General features: G+C 50.8%; 12 protein-coding genes and 1 riboswitch. Of the genes, 5 read left to right on the forward strand and 7 right to left on the reverse strand.

All coding sequences use genetic code 11. From position 1 onward, the window contains the following. Nucleotides 1–65 precede the first annotated feature (65 nt). The 3 genes from B7989_RS11280 (at nucleotide 66) to B7989_RS11290 (ending at nucleotide 5,584) form a co-directional block, all read left to right on the forward strand. Nucleotides 66–1,130 carry a branched-chain amino acid aminotransferase gene (locus B7989_RS11280; protein WP_088628589.1) on the forward strand — a complete coding sequence of 355 codons (1,065 nt, stop codon included), beginning with the start codon at nucleotides 66–68 and terminating at the stop codon, nucleotides 1,128–1,130. A gap of 185 nt (nucleotides 1,131–1,315) precedes the next feature. Beyond that, nucleotides 1,316–3,436 carry a fibrobacter succinogenes major paralogous domain-containing protein gene (locus tag B7989_RS11285; RefSeq protein WP_158212906.1) on the forward strand — a complete coding sequence of 707 codons (2,121 nt, stop codon included), beginning with the start codon at nucleotides 1,316–1,318 and terminating at the stop codon, nucleotides 3,434–3,436. A 15-nt stretch (nucleotides 3,437–3,451) separates the two neighbouring features. After that, nucleotides 3,452–5,584: an FISUMP domain-containing protein gene (locus tag B7989_RS11290; RefSeq protein ID WP_158212907.1), complete on the forward strand. Its 2,133-nt coding sequence runs from the start codon at nucleotides 3,452–3,454 to the stop codon at nucleotides 5,582–5,584. 30 nt (nucleotides 5,585–5,614) lie between these two features. On the opposite strand, the gene B7989_RS11295 is transcribed toward B7989_RS11290, so the two are convergent. Genes B7989_RS11295 through nadA form a run of 5 tightly spaced genes read right to left on the reverse strand, consistent with a single transcriptional unit; the run spans nucleotide 5,615 to nucleotide 12,264 of the window. Further along, nucleotides 5,615–7,756, reverse strand: coding sequence for an ATP-dependent RecD-like DNA helicase (locus tag B7989_RS11295; RefSeq protein WP_088628591.1), 2,142 nt, complete (start codon nucleotides 7,754–7,756; stop codon nucleotides 5,615–5,617). Beyond that, the gene (locus tag B7989_RS11300; protein ID WP_088628592.1) at nucleotides 7,757–9,292 is read right to left on the reverse strand and encodes a carbon starvation protein A; all 1,536 of its coding nucleotides are present in this window, start codon (nucleotides 9,290–9,292) and stop codon (nucleotides 7,757–7,759) included. It lies immediately after the preceding gene. A gap of 27 nt (nucleotides 9,293–9,319) precedes the next feature. Further along, nucleotides 9,320–10,495, reverse strand: coding sequence for a DUF6588 family protein (locus B7989_RS11305; protein WP_144265043.1), 1,176 nt, complete (start codon nucleotides 10,493–10,495; stop codon nucleotides 9,320–9,322). Between the two features lie 48 nt (nucleotides 10,496–10,543). Beyond that, nucleotides 10,544–11,215: a hypothetical protein gene (locus tag B7989_RS11310; RefSeq protein WP_088628594.1), complete on the reverse strand. Its 672-nt coding sequence runs from the start codon at nucleotides 11,213–11,215 to the stop codon at nucleotides 10,544–10,546. Between the two features lie 32 nt (nucleotides 11,216–11,247). Beyond that, complete coding sequence (gene nadA / locus B7989_RS11315; protein WP_233144391.1) at nucleotides 11,248–12,264, reverse strand: quinolinate synthase NadA; 1,017 nt, start codon at nucleotides 12,262–12,264, stop codon at nucleotides 11,248–11,250. 39 nt (nucleotides 12,265–12,303) lie between these two features. Further along, nucleotides 12,304–12,513, forward strand: a riboswitch (cobalamin riboswitch). A gap of 3 nt (nucleotides 12,514–12,516) precedes the next feature. On the opposite strand from nadA, the gene B7989_RS11320 reads away from it, so the two are divergent. After that, entirely contained in the window at nucleotides 12,517–14,610 is a 2,094-nt protein-coding gene (locus tag B7989_RS11320; protein WP_088628595.1) for a TonB-dependent receptor, read from the forward strand. 40 nt (nucleotides 14,611–14,650) lie between these two features. Beyond that, a complete protein-coding gene (locus tag B7989_RS11325; RefSeq protein ID WP_088628596.1) occupies nucleotides 14,651–16,141 on the forward strand; it encodes a hypothetical protein in 1,491 nt (496 codons plus the stop codon). Nucleotides 16,142–16,149: 8 nt separating this feature from the next. On the opposite strand, the gene dusA is transcribed toward B7989_RS11325, so the two are convergent. Next, the gene (gene dusA / locus B7989_RS11330) at nucleotides 16,150–17,133 is read right to left on the reverse strand and encodes a tRNA dihydrouridine(20/20a) synthase DusA (RefSeq protein ID WP_088628597.1); all 984 of its coding nucleotides are present in this window, start codon (nucleotides 17,131–17,133) and stop codon (nucleotides 16,150–16,152) included. Then, a complete protein-coding gene (locus B7989_RS11335) occupies nucleotides 17,133–17,957 on the reverse strand; it encodes a tetratricopeptide repeat protein (RefSeq protein WP_088628598.1) in 825 nt (274 codons plus the stop codon). The genes dusA and B7989_RS11335 overlap by 1 nt, the downstream gene beginning before the upstream one ends. Nucleotides 17,958–17,987 lie beyond the last annotated feature (30 nt).

A 17,987-nucleotide genomic window follows, 5' to 3' on the forward strand; every position in this document is an offset into this window, starting at 1 on the left:
TGAAGCGTGCCAAAATGGTCGCGATAATTGTATTTTTCTTTCGGTACCGAACGATACCTTTAAAAATGCACAAATTGCAAAAAAAGGTGAATACTATGCAAGTTGATTTGAACACTGTCGATTGGAAGACGCTCCCCTTCGGTTATTATGACACCGATTACAATGTACGCTGCTACTACCGCAATGGTCAGTGGGGCAAGATCGAACTGTCTTCTTCCAAGGACATCAGCATCCACATGGCCGCTACTTGCTTGCATTACGGCCAGGAAGGTTTTGAAGGCCTCAAGGCTTACACGGGCAAGGACGGCAAGGTCCGTATCTTCCGCGTCGACGAAAACGCCAAGCGTATGCAGAACACGGCTAACCGCGTGCTCATGGCTGTGCCGCCTGTTGAATTGTTCCGCGAAATGGTCCACACCGTGGTGAAGGCCAACGCCCGTTTTGTGCCGCCGTATGGCTACGGTGCAACACTCTATATTCGTCCGCTCCTCATCGGTATGAGCCCGGAAGTGGGTGTGAAGCCTGCCGACGAATACCTGCTCATGATGTTCGTGACTCCGGTGGGTCCGTACTTCAAGGACGGGTTCAAGCCGGTGGACATGATGATTAGCCGCAACTACGACCGCGCTGCTCCGCAGGGTACGGGTACGGTGAAGGTTGGCGGTAACTACGCTGCTAGCCTCCAGTCCCTCGCCGAAGCCAAGAAGCTCGGCTACTCCAGCACGATTTATCTGGACGCGAAGGAAAAGAAGTACATCGACGAATGCGGTCCGGCAAACTTCTTCGGCATCAAGGGCAAGACCTACGTGACCCCGAAGTCCGAATCCATTCTGCCGTCTATCACCAACAAGAGCTTGCAGCAGTTGGCTGAATACCTCGGCTACACTGTGGAACGCCGCCAGGTTCCGTTCGAAGAGCTCGCTGAATTCTCCGAAACTGCTGAATGCGGTACCGCCGCCGTGATTACCCCGATCAAGAAGATCGTGGATCCGGTTGCCGGCAAGGAATTCACCTACGGTGACGGCAAGAATCCGGGCCCGGTCTGCACGGAACTCTTCACGAAGTACACTGCAATCCAGTTCGGTGAAGCGGAAGACCCGTTCGGCTGGACGGAAGTGGTGGATCTGTAAGAGGTCGCGACTCCGTCGCTTTGAGCGATGAGGTCGCTCGTCTTCGACTCGCTTCGAGGTATGAGCGAATTTGAAAATTTCCCGCGGAGAAGTCTGCGGGATTTTTTGTGATTGCGATAATTGCGTTTCTACATCAAATAATATATATTGGTAAATAATGCGCTTGTGCTATGAAGGAGCTGGCTATGGCTTGTATTAAATGGTTTGTTTTTCTAGGCTTTGTAGTCATGCTCGCCGCTTGTGGGGACGACAGCGATTTGGTCATTGAAACGTCTTTCGATGCGGCTGTTGAAGATGTCGAAGATTCTTCTAGCAGTAGTGGTAGGGTCGAGTCTTCGTCCAGTAGTAGCGCGGTGTATTCGTCTGCCGAAGATAATTCTTCAAGTAGTTCGGAATTTGCGGAGGAAGAAAAAGGCAGGACTATTTCCGGTGTTGCTCAGAAGGGGCCGTTCGTCGCCGGGTCCACTGTCAAACTTTACGAATTGGATGAAAAAACTTTGACTAAAACGGGAAAGTTTTTTTCTGGAGAAGTCGATTCAGTTGGTGATGGTGGGTTCAAGGTGTCGAATGTGGAACTGACGAGCCCGTATGCTCTTTTTGAGGTGACAGGCAAGTTCCGTAATGAGCTGGCAGGCAAGTTCCCTTATGAGGTGATAGGTGAAGAGTCTAGCGATGAAATCACCCTGCGTGCTCTAGCCAATCTTGATGGACGCGAAAAGGTGAATGTCAACTTGCTTACGCATATGACGTATGAACGTATTCTTTTCCTGTTCGGGAAGGGGAAGGACTTTGCTACTGCCAAGAAACAGGCCGAGTCCGAAGTTTCCAAAGCGTTTTATTTTGGTCGCGAATTTGAAAATTTTGAAGACATAAATATTTTTGGCGATAGCGAAGAAAGTGCTGCTTTGCTTGCTACTAGCGTTCTTGTTGGCCGTAACGAGAATTATTTGATTATGTTCCTGGACACTTTTGGGAATGATTTTAGGAAGGATGGTACATGGAATGACGAAACCACTAGATACAATGTTGGAACCAGGTTTGATTACGATGTGCAGATTGTAGAACGAATCCATAATAATATTATGGGTTGGGAAAGCGGCCCTGTTCCGAAATTTGGAAAGTATATAAAGAAGATGTTGTGTGGCTTTCGAGGTTGGAGCAAATGCAATGTAGAATGTAAAGATGAAGGTGCTTTTATTCGCACAGGCAACAATTCATGGGATATTTGCCGAGGTGGCGCGTTTTTTCGTGCTGATTACTCAACTGTAGATACGTATGGATGGGCTGCAGGAACTGATGGGGAACTACAGAAAGGCGACTCGACGGGTCGTATATATAAGTATGACGAAGACTTAAAGGCGTGGATAATAGCGGATTATGTAAGCTATGACTATGTTACCCTTATGCTCAATGGATGTACGCATAAGCGTGAAGGCGAAATTGGCTTGAATCCCAGGGATAAAACCTATTATGTTTGCGTGTATTATACGGATTCTGAAGTAGGAATAGATGGATACAAATGGCAAAAAGCGCGGGAAATAGATTTCATTAAGCGAGATAATAAATGCGATAGTGAAGACTTTGACCGGATTATTGCTGGAATAGATACCGTCACAAATAGATATTACTGTTCCGCGAATGGTTGGGTGGATTTTATGGCATGGAGTTTTGATGTGCCGAAGGAATACCGTTTTAATCCAGATATTGATTATGGATCCATGACAGACAAACGTGACGGCAAGACGTATAGGACTGTAAAGATTGGTAACCAGACCTGGATGGCAGAAAACTTGAATTATGCGGGTGACGGGATAGGGCATTGCTACGATGATGTCTCTGAAAACTGCGAAACGGGAGGGCGCCTTTATAAATGGGATGTGGCAAGGGATGTTTGTCCCGAAGGCTGGCATTTGCCATCAAAGAAAGAGTTCGAAACATTGTTCTCTGCTGTAAAACGAGCGTATGACAAATATGACAAGGCGCAATACAGTCTTGCCGATATGTTCAAGGCTACCAGCGGTTGGAAGAATGATTACTCAAGGTGGACTCAAGGCCTAGATGTGGTCGGTTTTTCTGCGGTGCCTGCAGGCGGAAAGCATATTTATTCATACCGCATGCCTGAATACAACCTTGCTGGCAGTTTTGCGTTTTTCTTGACTTCAACTGAATACAATGAAAGATACGTGCACGTGATGCTGTTGGGAACGGATGAAGCCTCTGTAGTATCCAATTATATGGAAGGCGATCCTCATTATGACTCCAAGGAATCGGAATTTTCTGTTCGCTGCCTCAAGGATGCGAAATAATCGATGGAGGTGATTATGGTTTATACAAAATGGCATGTCTTATTAAGCATTGTTGTCTTGCTTGTTGCTTGCGGGAACGACGATTTGGTAGTGGAAACGTCTTTCGACTCGTCTGTAGAAGATATAGAAGAAATATCCTCCAGCAGCGTTAAGGAAAAGTCTTCCTCGAGCAGCAAGGGTAATTCGTCTGCCAAAGAGAATGTCTCGAGTAGTTCGGCGCGCGAACCGGATTCTTCGGCGACAGACTCCGTGCCTGCAGCAGTCATCAAGGACAAGACAATTTACGGTGTAGCCCAGAAGGGACCGTTCCGCGCCGGAACAAAAGTCAAGATTTACGAACTGGATGCAAAAACCTTTGCCCAAACTGGAAAATATTTTGAAGGAAAAGTTCAGTCAGATAAAGACGGCTCGTTTGTTGTGCCAGGAGTGACCTTGTCGAGCCCTTATGTCCTTTTCGAAGTTTCGGGCAGTAATATTACCTTGAACGCACTCGCCGACCTGAGCGACCATGATACGGTGAATGTCAATGTGCTTACGCACTTGGAACAGGATCGCGTCTTTTATCTGCTCGAACAAGGACTCAAATTTTTTTCAGCTAAGATACTGGCCGAGGTCGATGTCTTAAGCGCATTTTACATTATGGGCTCGCATGCGGATTTTGAAGACATGAGTATTGCCGGCGATAAGGGGAGTGCCGAATTGCTCGCTGTTAGTGTACTCTCGCTATGCTATGGTGGCGAAAGCAAATTAGCGGAATTCTTGAAGAATTTTGCAGCTGACATCAAGGAAGACGGTAAATGGAATGACGAAATTGCCAAAGCAAAAATTGCGGATGAAGCGCAAAATAAATATTTTGAAGGAAAACTTGATACAATCTACCGGGATATCTTGGGATGGAAAATAGGTCCTCTTCCGAGTAGTCAAGACTATAAAAAGCGTATAAATGATTTCTGGTCTAGAATTTATGACATTGGTTTTTGTCCTGCTTATCCTGCTTATAGTACAGACTCTGTGGCAAGGCATGTCAATAATAAGAATAGTTCAATTTATGACTCCGACATTTGCTTTTATTGCAAGAAATCGAAAATTTGGACTTGGCTCAGGGGGTCGTGTATAGATGGACCTGTAGATGAACCTGTAGATGAACCTAAACAAGAGGAAGTCCCTGCTTCTGGAGATGATGGCCAGTTGCGTGATGGTGACAGGGACCATGTAGAAAAGTTTGACGAAATTCTTGGTCGCTGGGTGGACGCTAACGAAGAGGATTATACACTTATGCTCGATGGCTGTACTTTTAAGCGCCATGGCGAAATTAGCAAAAGTCCTAAAGACGGAGCCTATTACTATTGCGATAGTTGCCCTGATGCGATTCTTTGGTATAATATTGGTGCGGCACCTGGCGAGCCCCCAAGTTGGCGGAAAGCGGTGGATGTAGATTTCGTTAGGCGCGATGAAAAATGCGAAGCTGGAGATGTTGGCCGAATCATTGAAAGGGCTGATAGCGTTACCGGGAGCTTTTACTGTACGGTGAATGGTTGGACTAATTTGAAGGACTGGAGCTATGATGTGCCGAAGGAATTCCGTTTTAATCCGGATATTGATTATGGAACCATGACGGACGATCGTGACGGTAAAAAGTACAAGACCGTGAAAATCGGAGACCAGGTCTGGATGGCCGAAAATCTGAATTACGCCGGCCCTAATGATGATATTAGCCGTTGTTACGAAGATGCGCCTGTAACCTGTGAAGCTGGGGGCCGATTGTACAGTTTGTCTGTGGCGGATACCGTTTGCCCCAGTGGTTGGCACTTGCCTAAAAAGGAAGAATTTGAAATTTTGCTTACGACCGTGGGTGGAATAGATAAAGCTAGCAATGAGCTCAGGTCTATCAGTGGTTGGACGAATGATTACAGCGGTTCAGATGCCTATGGATTTTCTGCGGTGCCTACTGGAGGCGCGTTAATTGAATCGTATCATGGAGATTTTTTCAGTTATAGTGGCTATAACGCGTACTTCTTTTCTAGTGATGGATATGTTTTTTCCATTAATCTCTGGAACGGAATTCTTTTGGATAATAGACGTGGTTGGCCTGTCTATGATCCTAATGAAGCCTTACTTCCTGTCCGTTGCCTCAAGGATGCGGAATAGCCGAACGGCGTAAAATGCCTCGCACCTCAATCATCCCAAGCGTTCTTTAAGGCGCGTGTAGCGGCGGGTGCTGCGGTTGTTGCGGACGGCCTGGTGGAAGGCGCCGGGGGCAGAAAGGATCCACACGTGGCCTTTCGCGCGGGTGATGGCCGTGTAGATTAAGTTGCGCTGCAACATCACGTAGTGGCTGGAATCGAGAATCACGATGACGGCGGGGTATTCGCTGCCCTGGCTCTTGTGGATGGTGCAGGCATAGGCGAGTTGCAGTTCGTCGAGTTCGTCGTCTTGGTAGGTGATGAGTTTTTCGTCGAAGAAGACGGCGATTTTGCGTTTTTCTTTGTAGATGCTGTAGACGATTCCGACGTCGCCGTTGAACACGTTCTTGTCGTAGTTGTTCTTGATTTGCATGACGCGGTCGCCCACGCTCCATTCGATGCCGACCATCTTGTGGCGGGGAACGCCTGGATTCAGCAGTTCTTGCAAGAAGGGGTTCAGCTCGATGATGCCGAGCGGGCCTTTGCGCATGGGGACAAGAATCTGCAAGTCGGTTTTTAAGTCGATGTCAATTTTGGAACGCACACCGGCCGCGATCAGTCGCTGTAAGTGGAGCTTGGCTTCTTCGGGCGTTTCGAACGGAACGAAGTGAAAATTCGGGCCTTCTATAGGCGACGGCGTAATGCCCTGATTGATTTTAGCGGCCTTGTCGGCGATGTCGTTGTCGCCGGATTGTCTAAAGATGTGCTGCAGGCGTACGCTTGGGATGCGCGGACATTGCAGCAGATCGTTGAGGACGTTGCCGGGGCCGACACTTGGAAGCTGGTCGGCGTCGCCTACGAATACGATGCGGGCGGTTTCGGGAACGGCGTCCAAAAGCGAGGCCGCCAGCCAGGTGTCCACCATACTGAATTCGTCGACGACGAGCAAGTTGCAGTCGAGCTTGTTGAATTCGTTGCGGTTGAATTTCTTAGTGACGGGGTCGACATCGAGCAGGCGGTGAATGGTGTAGGCCTTTTCGCCGCAGCAGTCGCCCATGCGCTTGGCCGCGCGGCCCGTAGGGGCGGCGAGCAGAATGTTTTCGCCCATTTTGCGGGCGAGGTGAAGGATTCCCTTGAGAATCGTCGTCTTGCCGGTGCCGGGACCGCCGGTAATGATGCAAATCTTGTGTGCGGTGGCAAGGCGAATCGCTTCGCGCTGCACCGGGTGAAAGCTGAATTTATGTTCGCGTTCCCAGTCGACGAGTTCGCGCTCGAAGCCGTAAGTAGGCAACTCGTTTTCGTTGAGTCTGCGCTTGATGATTTCGGCGATTTTCTGCTCCGCGTTATCGAGCGGCGGGTAAAAGCAGTCTTCGCCGTGGCGCTTGATGCGGCCCGCTTCGCAAATGCGCTTGAACTGCTCCAGCAGATTCTGGATGGCGTCATCATCGGTGACGTCGATGCGCAGATTCTTGAGCGTGCGGCCGATTAAATCGTTGCTCGGCAAATAGCAGTGACCGTCCGAAAGCGATGCCTCTTGCAGCGAGTAAAGAAGTGCTTCTTGCAGGCGCATGGGGCTGTCTTTCGGAATGCCAACTTTCATGGCGATTTCGTCGGCCTTCAGGAATCCGATTCCCCAGATTTCTTCGCAGAGAATGTAGGGGTTCTCGCGGATTTTGCTGATGGTGTCCTGCCCGAATTTCATCCACAGCTTCTTGGCGACGCTGCCCGTGATGTCGTGGTTGTAGAGGAATAATAAGGTTTCGCGGCTGTGGCGGTTTTCTTGCCAGCTGGCGAGGAACTGTTCTACCTTCGCGGCCGAAAGCCCCTTGATTTTCTTGGAGCGGAAACGGTCGGGCTCGTAGTCCAGAATATCGCGCAGTTCTTCGCCGAAAGCTTCGACGATTGCTTTTGCAGTCTTAGGGCCTATTCCTGGGAAAAGGCCGCTGCCGAGGTAGGCCTCCAGATTGTTGTTTTGCATTTCGACGATTTCGAAATGCTTTGCCTGGAACTGTTCGCCGAATTTAGGGTGGCGTCCCCAGTCGCCTTCGAAGCGCAGGTTTTCGCCTACGGAAAGTTCAGGGAGGGTGCCCGTAACGACCACCACCTTCTTGGTGCTGCTATCAATAAGCCGCAGCACGGTGAAGCCGTTCTGCGGACTATGAAAGGTGATGGACTTGACGGAACCTTCGAGAACCATTTATTGAGCTTTGGGAACTTTACCTTCGTCCAGTTCGGGGTTCCAGCGGTCAGGATCAAAACCTTCCATCTTGGTAAGGTATTTGCCGCGAGTGCAAAGCAGGAATCCGAGAATGGCTGCATCGTGCAGGGCAATCACAAGGGCGGTTTTGTAGTCGAGACCGAATCCGAGCGGAGCGCCCTTCAGGTTTTCGGGGCTCACCCAAAGAATGTAGTCGCAGGTAATGAAGGTCATGAACATGCACGGAATAAGTGCAATCCAGAAGTTCTTCTTTTTGCTGCGCAGGTAAACCGTGGCCACGCAAAGGCTGCACACGGCCATGAGCTGGTTACTCCAGCTGAAGTAATTCCACAGGATGTTGAAGCCTTCGGGGTTCAGGTTGCTCCAGAAAATGATGGCAGCGCAGATGGCAAACATCGGCACGGTAAGGAGCAAACGGTTCTTGACAGAGGTCTGTTCCATTCCGGTGAGTTCTGCAATCGTGAGACGGAGGCTGCGGAGGCTCGTGTCGCCGCTAGTGATAGCAAGAACAATCACGCCGACCACAACGAGAATCGAAATCGGAGCCCAAGGAATCACGGTAGAAACGAGAATGCTCAAGACTTTGACGCCCGAAGCGCCGGTCAAGAGTTCCGGCATCTGGTGGTAAATGAACATGCCACCGGCGGCCCAAATCATACCGATCAGACCTTCGATAATCATCATGCCGTAGAAAGTCTGGCGACCGGTCTTTTCGGTGACTTCGGTGCGGGCGACAAGCGGGCTCTGCGTGCTGTGGAAACCGCTAATGATACCGCAAGCAATCGTCACGAAGAGCATCGGGATAATCGGCTGGCCAGCCGGATGCTTGTGGAAGTTGCTCATGATGTCGTTGAAGCAGAAATTATCGAGAACGTTCAAGTTCGGGATGATTCCCACGAAAATAGCGAGAGAGGCAAGAATCAGGAGTGCACCGAAAATCGGGTAGATGCGACCGATAATCTTGTCGATGGGGAAGAAAGTGCTTGCGAAGTAATAGGCTAAAATGCAGGCGACGGCAATCCAGAACAAGGTGGGCGATACCGCGGAACCGGCAAGAATCGGGGTGTTGATGAGGGCGGCAGGCGTGTTGGTGAAGACGGCGCCCACCAAGATTAGGGCAACCGAGATCAGCGTCATCACGATTTTGGCCGGGCCTTTGCCCAGGAACTTGCGGGAAAGGGCCGGCACGTTGTAGCCGTTGTTGCGCATGCTGATCATGCCGCTAAAGTAGTCGTGCACGGCGCCGCCAAGCACGTTACCGATCGGCAACAGAATGAAGACTATGGCGCCGAACTTGATGCCCAAAATCACGCCGATCACAGGACCGATGCCTGCAATGTTCAAAAGCTGGATAAGGACGTTTTTCCAGTGTGCCATGGGAACACGGTCAACGCCATCCGGGTTTTCGAGGGCGGGAGTCTTGCGGTCATCGGGGCCGAAGACACGTTCAACGAATTTTCCGTAAGTGAAGTATCCGCCGATAAGAATCGCGATACCGATCAGGAATGTAATCATGTTATGCCTTCTTGTTGATTGTTTAAATTATTCTGCGCTGTCTGCGGATTCGGCAGGAGCTTCTTCAGCCGGAGTTTCTTCTGCAGAAGCCTCTTCTACTGCGGGGGCGGCCGGAGCTTCGACCGGTTCTTCTGCGGGAGCTTCGGAAACACTTGAGTCGCTAGATTCTTCGACAGGGGCTTGTTCTGCCGGGGCTTCGTCGGAATCCGTTTTCACGTTCCCGCCGCGGACATAACCCTTATCCTTGGCAATTTCGTCGGGAGTCTTGTCCTTGCCGAATTGCGACTTGAAGTAGAGCACGTTTGTCGTGAAGCTGGACTTGCCGGCGTAATCGTAGCCGATAACCGGGTGCAGCGAGCTGATCTGCAGGGCGATTGCAATGCCGAAACGGAATCCGTTGTTACCCTTGACGGTAATGTCGGGGTAGATTTCGTTCTTTCTGAAAATGTCGTAAGGGTCTTGTTGGTATAGTTCGCCGTAAGACAGCATTTTGGCGCTCTGGTAACCAAGCGACATCATGACTTCGAAGAAGTTGACGGGCTTGTAACCGAAAACGAACGAGAAATTGTGAGTCGAAATATCGAGACCCAGCTTGCCTTCGAATGCGTCAGGACGGTAGCCGATGGTACTGGAGTTGTAACCGTAAACAATACTCACGTCAAACGGTTGGGCTGCCTTGGGGAGCATGTACTGGAAAAAGTGACCGAAGCTGTACTGGAATCCGATACCGAACAGGCTGAATTCGCGGAGTTCGCTGATGGAAGGCAGGTACATCATGCGGAGTACGGCTCTGAAGTGGTAGAAGCTCGCGCCCATCTGCAGGTAAGGGTAGGTGAATACGCCGAGGCCGTTCAGGGTCTTGTTACCGTAAATGGTGTCGGAGGGTGCTTCCGGATTGCCGTGGTCGCCAAAGATGGTCGGCTTGCCGCCGTAGCTCTTGTCGTCATCGCCAATGGGGATGATCGAAATAGGGAGGCCCGCTTCAAACGTGAAACTCTGCGGCACCGAGGCGCTTGAGTACCAGTTGCTGTTGAGGACATTGCCTAGGTTGTCGATGATGGGCTTGACGTAACCGGAACGATTGCCAAGTTGGCTATCGAACGCGGACATGGATTCGTATTCGGAGGCCCAGCCGCTTCCATCCATGGCGAAAGCGGAACTAGCCCCTAAAATTAATGTAGCGATTAAAGCAAGCTTTTTCATACGCGGGCAAATTTAGAAAAAGAAAAGGCGCCGCTTGGGCGCCTCGGGTTAAAATTGGTATTGTATCGAAACACTGGCAAAAACGAAGGTTTGCCACAAATACGGGTCTAGATCGTTATTGTCGATTCGGGAACAATGAACGTTTTTGAACCAGTTTTCGTAAATCTTGATGGCCGGAACCATGGCGAGATCTTCAGTAATATAATAGTGGATGTTCATGATGACCGCAAAAGCGGATCCCATAAATTCGGAGTCGTAGACATCGCTTCCGAAGAAGGCGGAATTTTCGGATTTGACGCTGCTGTATGAGTAGCCTGCACCAAGACCGATCTGGAAAAATTCCGGGTAGAATAAGTTGTACGTAACTTCAAGTCCGGCACGCCAAATGCGCACGTCCTGCTGGTAGGAATCTTCGGGGAATCCGGTGATGTCCTGTTCCGATTTCCAGTACTGGAATCCAAGGCCAAAGGTGAATGCGCCGAGGTTTACGCCGAGCATGAGGTCCGGTGCTGCGGCGAACAAGATGGAAGGCGGGTGAATGTCGCCCTTGACGCCGGCGGTGTCTTTGCCGGTAAGAACGCGGTCGTTGAAATCGCCCTTGGAAACTTGGGCGCCAAAGCCTGCGCTTACATAGTAAGTGCGCGGCCAATAGTAGTCTTCGGCAAAGGTAAAACCTGCCAAAAGACAAACGAGCAATGCGATGACTTTCAACTTTTTCATTTTCTCCAAACCTTTTTATGAGCCAATCGTTGCTACTTGGCGGCGTAATAGAACATCGCGTCGATGCACTTCTTGGCGGCAACGCGTACGCTTTCGTCAAGTTCCACGTGCTGGGCCTTTTCCGGATGACGCAAAGTCTCCAAAATGTTTTCGAGCGAATTGGACTTCATGTACTTGCACATGCTGCAGCTGCCAATGAAGGTCTTGTTCGGAAATTCGTACTGCATGCGAGCGTTCAGGCCGCATTCGGTGAGCAGCAGGAAAGGCGTACCTTCGGGCTGTTCCTTGATGTAGTTCACCATCTGGCCGGTGCTGCCTACGTAGTCGCTCAAAAGGGCGACGCCCGGGTGGCATTCGGGGTGGCTCACCACCTTGAGACCCGGGTTCTGGCTGCGGAAGAAGTTGATGAGTTCGGAATCGTAGGTTTCGTGCACGTAGCAGCAGCCGCTGTGGAGCACGATTTCTTTCTTGATGCCGCGCTTCTGCATTTCGTCGATGAGGTTCTGGCCCATGAGACCATCGGGCACGAATACAATCTTGTCGTTTTCGAGGCTAGAAACAATCTTCATCACGTTGCTGCTGGTGACGCACACGTCGCAGTTTGCCTTCACGTCGGCGGTGGTGTTGATATAGCACACGAAGGTGTGGTCGGGATACTTTTCGCGGAGTGCCTTGACCTCGGCGCCGGTAATGGAGTCGGCGAGGCTACAACCCGTGAGCGGGCCCGGAATCAGAACGTCCTTGGTCGGGTTCAAAATCTTGGCGGTTTCGCCCATAAAGCGCACGGCAGAGAACACGATTGTCTTCGCGCTTACCTTGGTGGCGTCCTGGCTCAGCTTGAAGCTGTCGCCGTCGTAGTCGGCAACGCCCAGAATGATTTCGGGGGCCACATAGCTGTGGGCGAGGATCACGGCGTCGCGTTCTTTTTTCAGCTCGTTGATTTCGTTGATGAGGGGAAGCATCTGTTCGCACTTTTCCATGGAATAGGTGCAAAGGACGGCGCCCGGCTGGATACTGCTGAGACGTTTGTAGAGTTCTTCTGCTGTCATGGGCGTAAATATAGCAAATTGTAAAAATATTTCTATATTTGAAAACGAAAAGTTTCCTGTGCCCTGAAAAGCCCGTGCGGGAGCCCTACTGGGTGGCCTGCAAGGAGAGAATCCCGTGAAAACCGGGAGCGGTCGCGCCGCTGTAAGGGAGGACGAAACCGGCATAAACCAATGTCTATATAGATGTGAAGGAGCCGGGAGTAGAGTGAGCCCCGAGCCAGAAGAACTGTGGGAAACGCTTTTTGAGGAACGATGCGAACGACGTCTTTCTTAAAGGCCGCACGAGCTGCGGTCCTTAGCTGCTCGCTTATTGGGGGTGGGCTATGTGGCGCCTTTGCGGAACCTTCGGGCAATTCCCTGGAGGATGTTTCGGTTATTTCGGCAAAATCAGTCGCGGTCGATGAAAATTCTCCAACGCAAGATTTGGGCTTGAGCGAGGTTTCTGCTCCCTCGGTGAGTGGAGTTGCCGTTTCTAGCACTGATTATATGGAAATCCGCCCCTCCGCTTGGGAAGGCCGTGGCTTGTCCGCAACAGAAATCTTGTCTTCGCTTTCGGGAATCCAGGGGTATACGCAAGGGGGCATGGGCAGTTTTCAGACGGTGAGCATTCGTGGCATTGCGGCAAGGAACATTTTGATTTGCATTGATGGCATGCCGCTCAACGATGCCGGTGGCGGTGCTGCCGACCTGGGCGCCATTGATCTCAACAATATTGAAAAAATTGAAGTCTACAAAGACCGGACTCCCGCTAAGTATGGCGGTTCAGGAGTCGGTGGTGTCATCAACTTTGTGACTAAAAGTGCGATTAAGGCGTCTCGCGTGCCGAGCGGTCGTGTGTTTGCCAGTTTTGGCACGCACAATACATTCGAAGGTTCGGCTCAGGTGAGTGCAAGTGTGACCGATAGCGTGCAGTTCTCGGCAACGGCTTCGATGCGCCATAGCGATAACGATTACGAATTTGACAATCGTAACGGCACGCTCTACAACGACGAAGATGACTTTAAGGACAGAAGAAGAAATGCGGAATTCACGGAGTATTCCGGAAACATCCAGTACCGCATGCTTCATGGCGGAGGATTCTTCTCGACCTTGTCCGGAAACATCATGCACACCGAAGCCGGCAATCCCGGTACCGAAGACTTGCAGACTTATGTGGCAAAGTTCACGGGCGACATGGGGCAGCTCTCGTACCGTCTGGAATTCCCCGAATACTTCGATTGCCTGCTTGTGGAATCTGGAATTACCGGAAGGTTCGAAAAAAATTCTTCGGAATCGTATTATCCGTTGGATAAAATCGGCTACTTGTCGAAAGACTACAAGTTTCTAGGCCTGGCGGGGTATAGGGCGATGCCCGAAGTTTCCGCGACCTTGTATTTCGGAGATTTTGAGGCGTTCCTCAGATTGGCGGGAAGTGCCGAACGCTGGGAAGCGCGCGGCCCTGTGCAGGACTTTAGTCTGAATCGTTATACGGGTTCTGTGGCGGGCAATGCGGAATATGCCTTTACGCGGTGGTTCTCGGTTTTGGCCGAGGGCAACGTGTTGAAATCGATTGATGATATCGATGGCGGTAAATTCCAGATGACTACGGGAACTGCGCTGATAAGCGAGGCAACTGAGCGTGATTTGAGCTGGGCTGGAATGGTCCAGGCGAAATTAGGCAAAAAGGATTCGTGGATTGGCGGAAGCGCATCTATCGGTCGCTTTTATAGGCAACCGCAGTTGATGGAACTTTACGGCATGTATCCGGGAACGCTTTCGAACCCGACCTTGAAAGACGAATCTGCTTTGAAGTTTGCGGCAGGAATCTACTTGTCTACGCCGAAAAAGCGCTCTGTATTCCGCACGACCTACTTTGAAACCCATGCCGAAAACGGAATCTATTGGGTGACGAGTACCAACTTGATGAAGGCCTTTAATATAGACAAGTCTGTCATTCGCGGAGTAGAATTGGAACTGGATAGCCGTCCGGTTGATTTTTTCCAGACCGTATTGCGTGCCACCATCCAGGACCCGCGTGATGATAGCAGAAATAAATCCTACAATGGAAATCTTTTGCCCGGAGAGCCGGTACACAGTTACTATGCCGAAGGGACGGTGTTCTTGCCGTTGCATTTGAGTAGCACATTTTCGATGGATAGCAGGTCTAGAATTTACAGCGATCGCCTGAACTTTACGAGACAGCCTCCGGTAACGCATTACAATGCATCGCTTGCATGGCAACCGTGGGAAAAAACTCGTCTTGTTTTTGCGGTCAATAACATATCGGATGAAACTTATCGAAACATTTATACGCCCTATCCGACACCAGGGCGTGAATACAAGTTCACAATCATACAGGGGTTCTAGCCCCCGCGCTAAAATAGCGTAAAGCCAGAAAGGAGCAATAATGAATAAAAAGATACTCACAACACTAGCGGCGTTATCGTTCGCGTTCTACCTGGGCGCTTGCGGTGACGACAATAGTTCCTCGGCAAGCATTGAATGCTTGGACAACGAAAACTGCTTGGATGAAGATCTGAGCAGCAGTTCCGAAGACGATGGCAGCTCTAGCTCTGCCAAGTCCGGCAAGGACAAGTCTTCTAGTTCTGTCAAGAAAGATGGCAAGTCCAGTAGCTCCGAAAAGGCTACCTCTAGCTCCAGTGAAAAGAAGGACGAAAAGTCCAGTTCCAGCGCTAAGGATGAAAAGTCCAGCTCTAGCGAAAAGAAAGACGAAAAGTCCAGTTCTAGCGAAAAGGTTGAATCCAGCAGCTCCGAAGCTCCGGTATCTAGTTCCTCTGCAGAACCCGAGTCCAGCAGCTCTGTCGAACTGAAGGTGACATACCTTTCTGAAACCCCGAATGCCGCTGACCTCGAAGTTTCTGGCGACACGCTGTTCGCTGTGTTCCAGCGCTATGTTCCGGTTGAAGGCGGCGCCGATTTCAAGGACCCGGGCCTTCTCGCCATGTTCAAGTTGAGCGATGGTACCCTTCTCGATACGGTTCAGCTTCTGACGAAGAACCCGATGTCTGTGAAGGTTGTGAAGGGCAACGTGTATGTGGGAACTCAGGGCGAATACAATTCCTCTTGGGGAATCGATGCCGATGAAAACCGCGGTATTGAAAAGATCGACCTGAAGAAGAAAAAGTCTGAACTTTGGGTAAGCGGTGAAAAACTCGGCGGTGGCGTAAACTCCATGGAAGTGAATGCTGCAGACGGCAAGGCCTATGTCGCTGTTTACAAGGCTTATGGCACCGTCCCTGTTGTAGAAGTTGATTTGGCTAGCAAGACTGTGAAGAGCGTTGGCGACGTGATGGATGGTTCTGGCGGATTGTTCTATGATGCCGATGCAAAGCTTCTTTATATCGGTGACCGTGGCTTTATGGATTGGAACCCTCCATACGATATGGGAAATATGTTCGTCCATGTTTATGATGGTAAGACCCTTAAGGCTGCAACAGACGAAGATGGTTTCTTGCAGTCCTACAGCATTACCAAGGCTGGTGGCGAAATATTTGTCTACGTTTCTGACTATTCGAGTGGCGCTCTCTACTGGATTGAAGACGATGACTTTAGCTCTGAACGCGTCCAGTTCTCTTCTGACGCCGTCATTAGAAATGTGGGCGGCAAGCTGATTGTGCTTGATCGTGGCGGAGCTGCCGAAAAGGGTAACATTGCAGAGGTGGATCCTGCTGCAAAGTCTGTTTCTTGGCAGAAGGCATTTGAAACCAAGGTCAACCCCTATGACATAGTTGCAATCAATGGTAGCAATGCTTGGGTGGCCCTCTATGATGTTGCTGAAATCCGCAAGATTTCCCTTGCAGACGGTTCGACGATTTCTTCCATCGACACGAAGGAATTCAGCGCCAAGAAGGTCGAAGAAGTTACTGACGCCGAATAATTGACAGACTAAGGTTCTGTAACCAAGTCCATAGCCCTGCGGATCATTTCCGCGGGGTTGTTTGTTTTGGGGGCATTTTCGCCGAGGTACTGGCGGAACTTGCGTGCGCCGGGCTTGCCGTTAAAGAGCCCGTAAATGTGGCGCACTAGAATGGTGGCGGGCGTTCCGCGGGCCGATTCCATCTCTACGTAGGGGAGGTAGGCTTCCAGGAGTTCCTTGCGTAACGAGAATCGCGGCGGTTTGCTTTCACCGAAAATTCTTTCGTCGGCATCGCGTAGGAACCACGGATTTTCGTAGGCTTCGCGACCGACCATCACGCCGTCCAAATCTTGGAGCAGTTCAAGCGTTTGGTCGAGCGTCTTGATGCCGCCATTAATCGAAATGTTCAGCTGCGGCATTTCTGCCTTGAGTCGGTGTACCGTGTCGTAGTTTAGCGGAGGAACTTCGCGGTTTTCTTTAGGGCTCAGGCCCTTGAGCCATGCCTTACGGGCGTGAACAATGAACACGCGGCAGCCGGCATCGGCAATAGTGCCGATAAAATCGCGGAAAAATTCCCAAGAATCGAATTCGTCGACGCCGATACGGCACTTGATAGACACGGGGATGCTCACGGCGTCCTGCATCGCCTTAAAACAGTCGGCGACTAGGTTCTTGTCTTTCATGAGGCACGCGCCGAAGTTTCCGTTCTGCACGCGGTCCGAAGGGCAGCCGCAATTCAGGTTGACTTCCTGAAAACCGGATTCCTCGACCATCTTGCTGCATTTGGCCAAATCGGCGGGATTAGAGCCGCCGAGCTGCAACACCGCGGGGTATTCGAATTCCTGATGGCGCAGGAACTGGTCCGGGTCAGTGTGCAGCAGCGCGTTGGTCGTGACCATTTCGCTGTACAACAAGATGTGCTTGGACAATAACCGCAAGAAATACCGTTCGTGACGGTCGGTGCAGTCGAGCATCGGGGCGATAGATAATCTGCGGTTGAAGTCAAGATTCATTAGATAAACATCATCGTGTTGAGTTTGGCGCGGTACTTCCAGGTGAGTTCGTGTTTCGGGCCGAGAACTCCGAACAAAGTAAGCATGGCCTTCTTGGCGGCGCCGTCGTTCCATTCCGGAGCTTCCACGTACAGGTTCAGGAATGCCTGCAATGCACTTTCAAAATCTTCGCTACAAGCGAGCTTGCATGCTTCGTGGTAAACAATCGCTTCTTTGCCCTGCACGTCTTTCTTGGCGGCTTCGGCGTGGAAGTCCAGAAGTTCCAACAGCGATTTCGCTTCGCGGTACTGGTCGTCGGCTTCGGTGAACTTGGCAAGTACAGATTTTGCCTTTTCGGTGTCGCCCATGCCGAGGCTTGCCTTTGCCCACAAAAGCTGCAACTTCTTGTCGTCGGGGGTCTTTGCAAGCGCTTCGTCGAGCATCGGGAGCGCCTGGTCAAAATTCTTTTGGGCGATGGCGTCTTCGAGGGCCATCTGGAAGCGGGCTTCGTCGCTCACGAAGAATTTTTCGAGACGCTTCTTGAGGTCTGCTTCGGGCAACACGCCCTGGATTACGTCTGCAATCTGACCCTTCTCGACAATGTGAACTTCGGGCACCGAGCGCACGCGGAACGCCTGGATCAGCTGCATGTTTTCGCGTTCGTCGCAACTCACGACGCCGAGCGTAAAGTCCATGCTGGTAGAAAGCTGCCCCAGCAACTGGGAATACGGTGCGCAGTCGGGGTATTCTGCAGAAGAGAAAAGCACTGCTACGGCGCGGGTTTCAGAGGCCTGAGCGACCTCGGTTTCAAAATTTTCAGCGGTAATCTGTACAACTTTAGCCATACGCTAAATATAGAACTTAGAACTTAGAGC

Origin of the sequence: Fibrobacter sp. UWB5 (genome assembly GCF_002210295.1) — a bacterium.
In the GTDB taxonomy this organism is placed as follows: Bacteria; Fibrobacterota; Fibrobacteria; order Fibrobacterales; family Fibrobacteraceae; genus Fibrobacter.

Bases quoted from the DNA above. Each gene is read 5' to 3' on its own strand.
- B7989_RS11335 (WP_088628598.1), bottom strand. From the start codon at position 17,957: ATGGCTAAAGTTGTACAGATTACCGCTGAAAATTTTGAAACCGAGGTC.
- B7989_RS11285 (WP_158212906.1), top strand. From the start codon at position 1,316: ATGGCTTGTATTAAATGGTTTGTTTTTCTAGGCTTTGTAGTCATGCTC.
- nadA (WP_233144391.1), bottom strand. From the start codon at position 12,264: ATGACAGCAGAAGAACTCTACAAACGTCTCAGCAGTATCCAGCCGGGC.
- B7989_RS11280 (WP_088628589.1), top strand. From the start codon at position 66: ATGCACAAATTGCAAAAAAAGGTGAATACTATGCAAGTTGATTTGAAC.
- dusA (WP_088628597.1), bottom strand. From the start codon at position 17,133: ATGAATCTTGACTTCAACCGCAGATTATCTATCGCCCCGATGCTCGAC.
- B7989_RS11305 (WP_144265043.1), bottom strand. From the start codon at position 10,495: ATGAAAAAGCTTGCTTTAATCGCTACATTAATTTTAGGGGCTAGTTCC.
- B7989_RS11295 (WP_088628591.1), bottom strand. From the start codon at position 7,756: ATGGTTCTCGAAGGTTCCGTCAAGTCCATCACCTTTCATAGTCCGCAG.
- B7989_RS11300 (WP_088628592.1), bottom strand. From the start codon at position 9,292: ATGATTACATTCCTGATCGGTATCGCGATTCTTATCGGCGGATACTTC.
- B7989_RS11290 (WP_158212907.1), top strand. From the start codon at position 3,452: ATGGTTTATACAAAATGGCATGTCTTATTAAGCATTGTTGTCTTGCTT.
- B7989_RS11310 (WP_088628594.1), bottom strand. From the start codon at position 11,215: ATGAAAAAGTTGAAAGTCATCGCATTGCTCGTTTGTCTTTTGGCAGGT.
- B7989_RS11320 (WP_088628595.1), top strand. From the start codon at position 12,517: ATGCGAACGACGTCTTTCTTAAAGGCCGCACGAGCTGCGGTCCTTAGC.
- B7989_RS11325 (WP_088628596.1), top strand. From the start codon at position 14,651: ATGAATAAAAAGATACTCACAACACTAGCGGCGTTATCGTTCGCGTTC.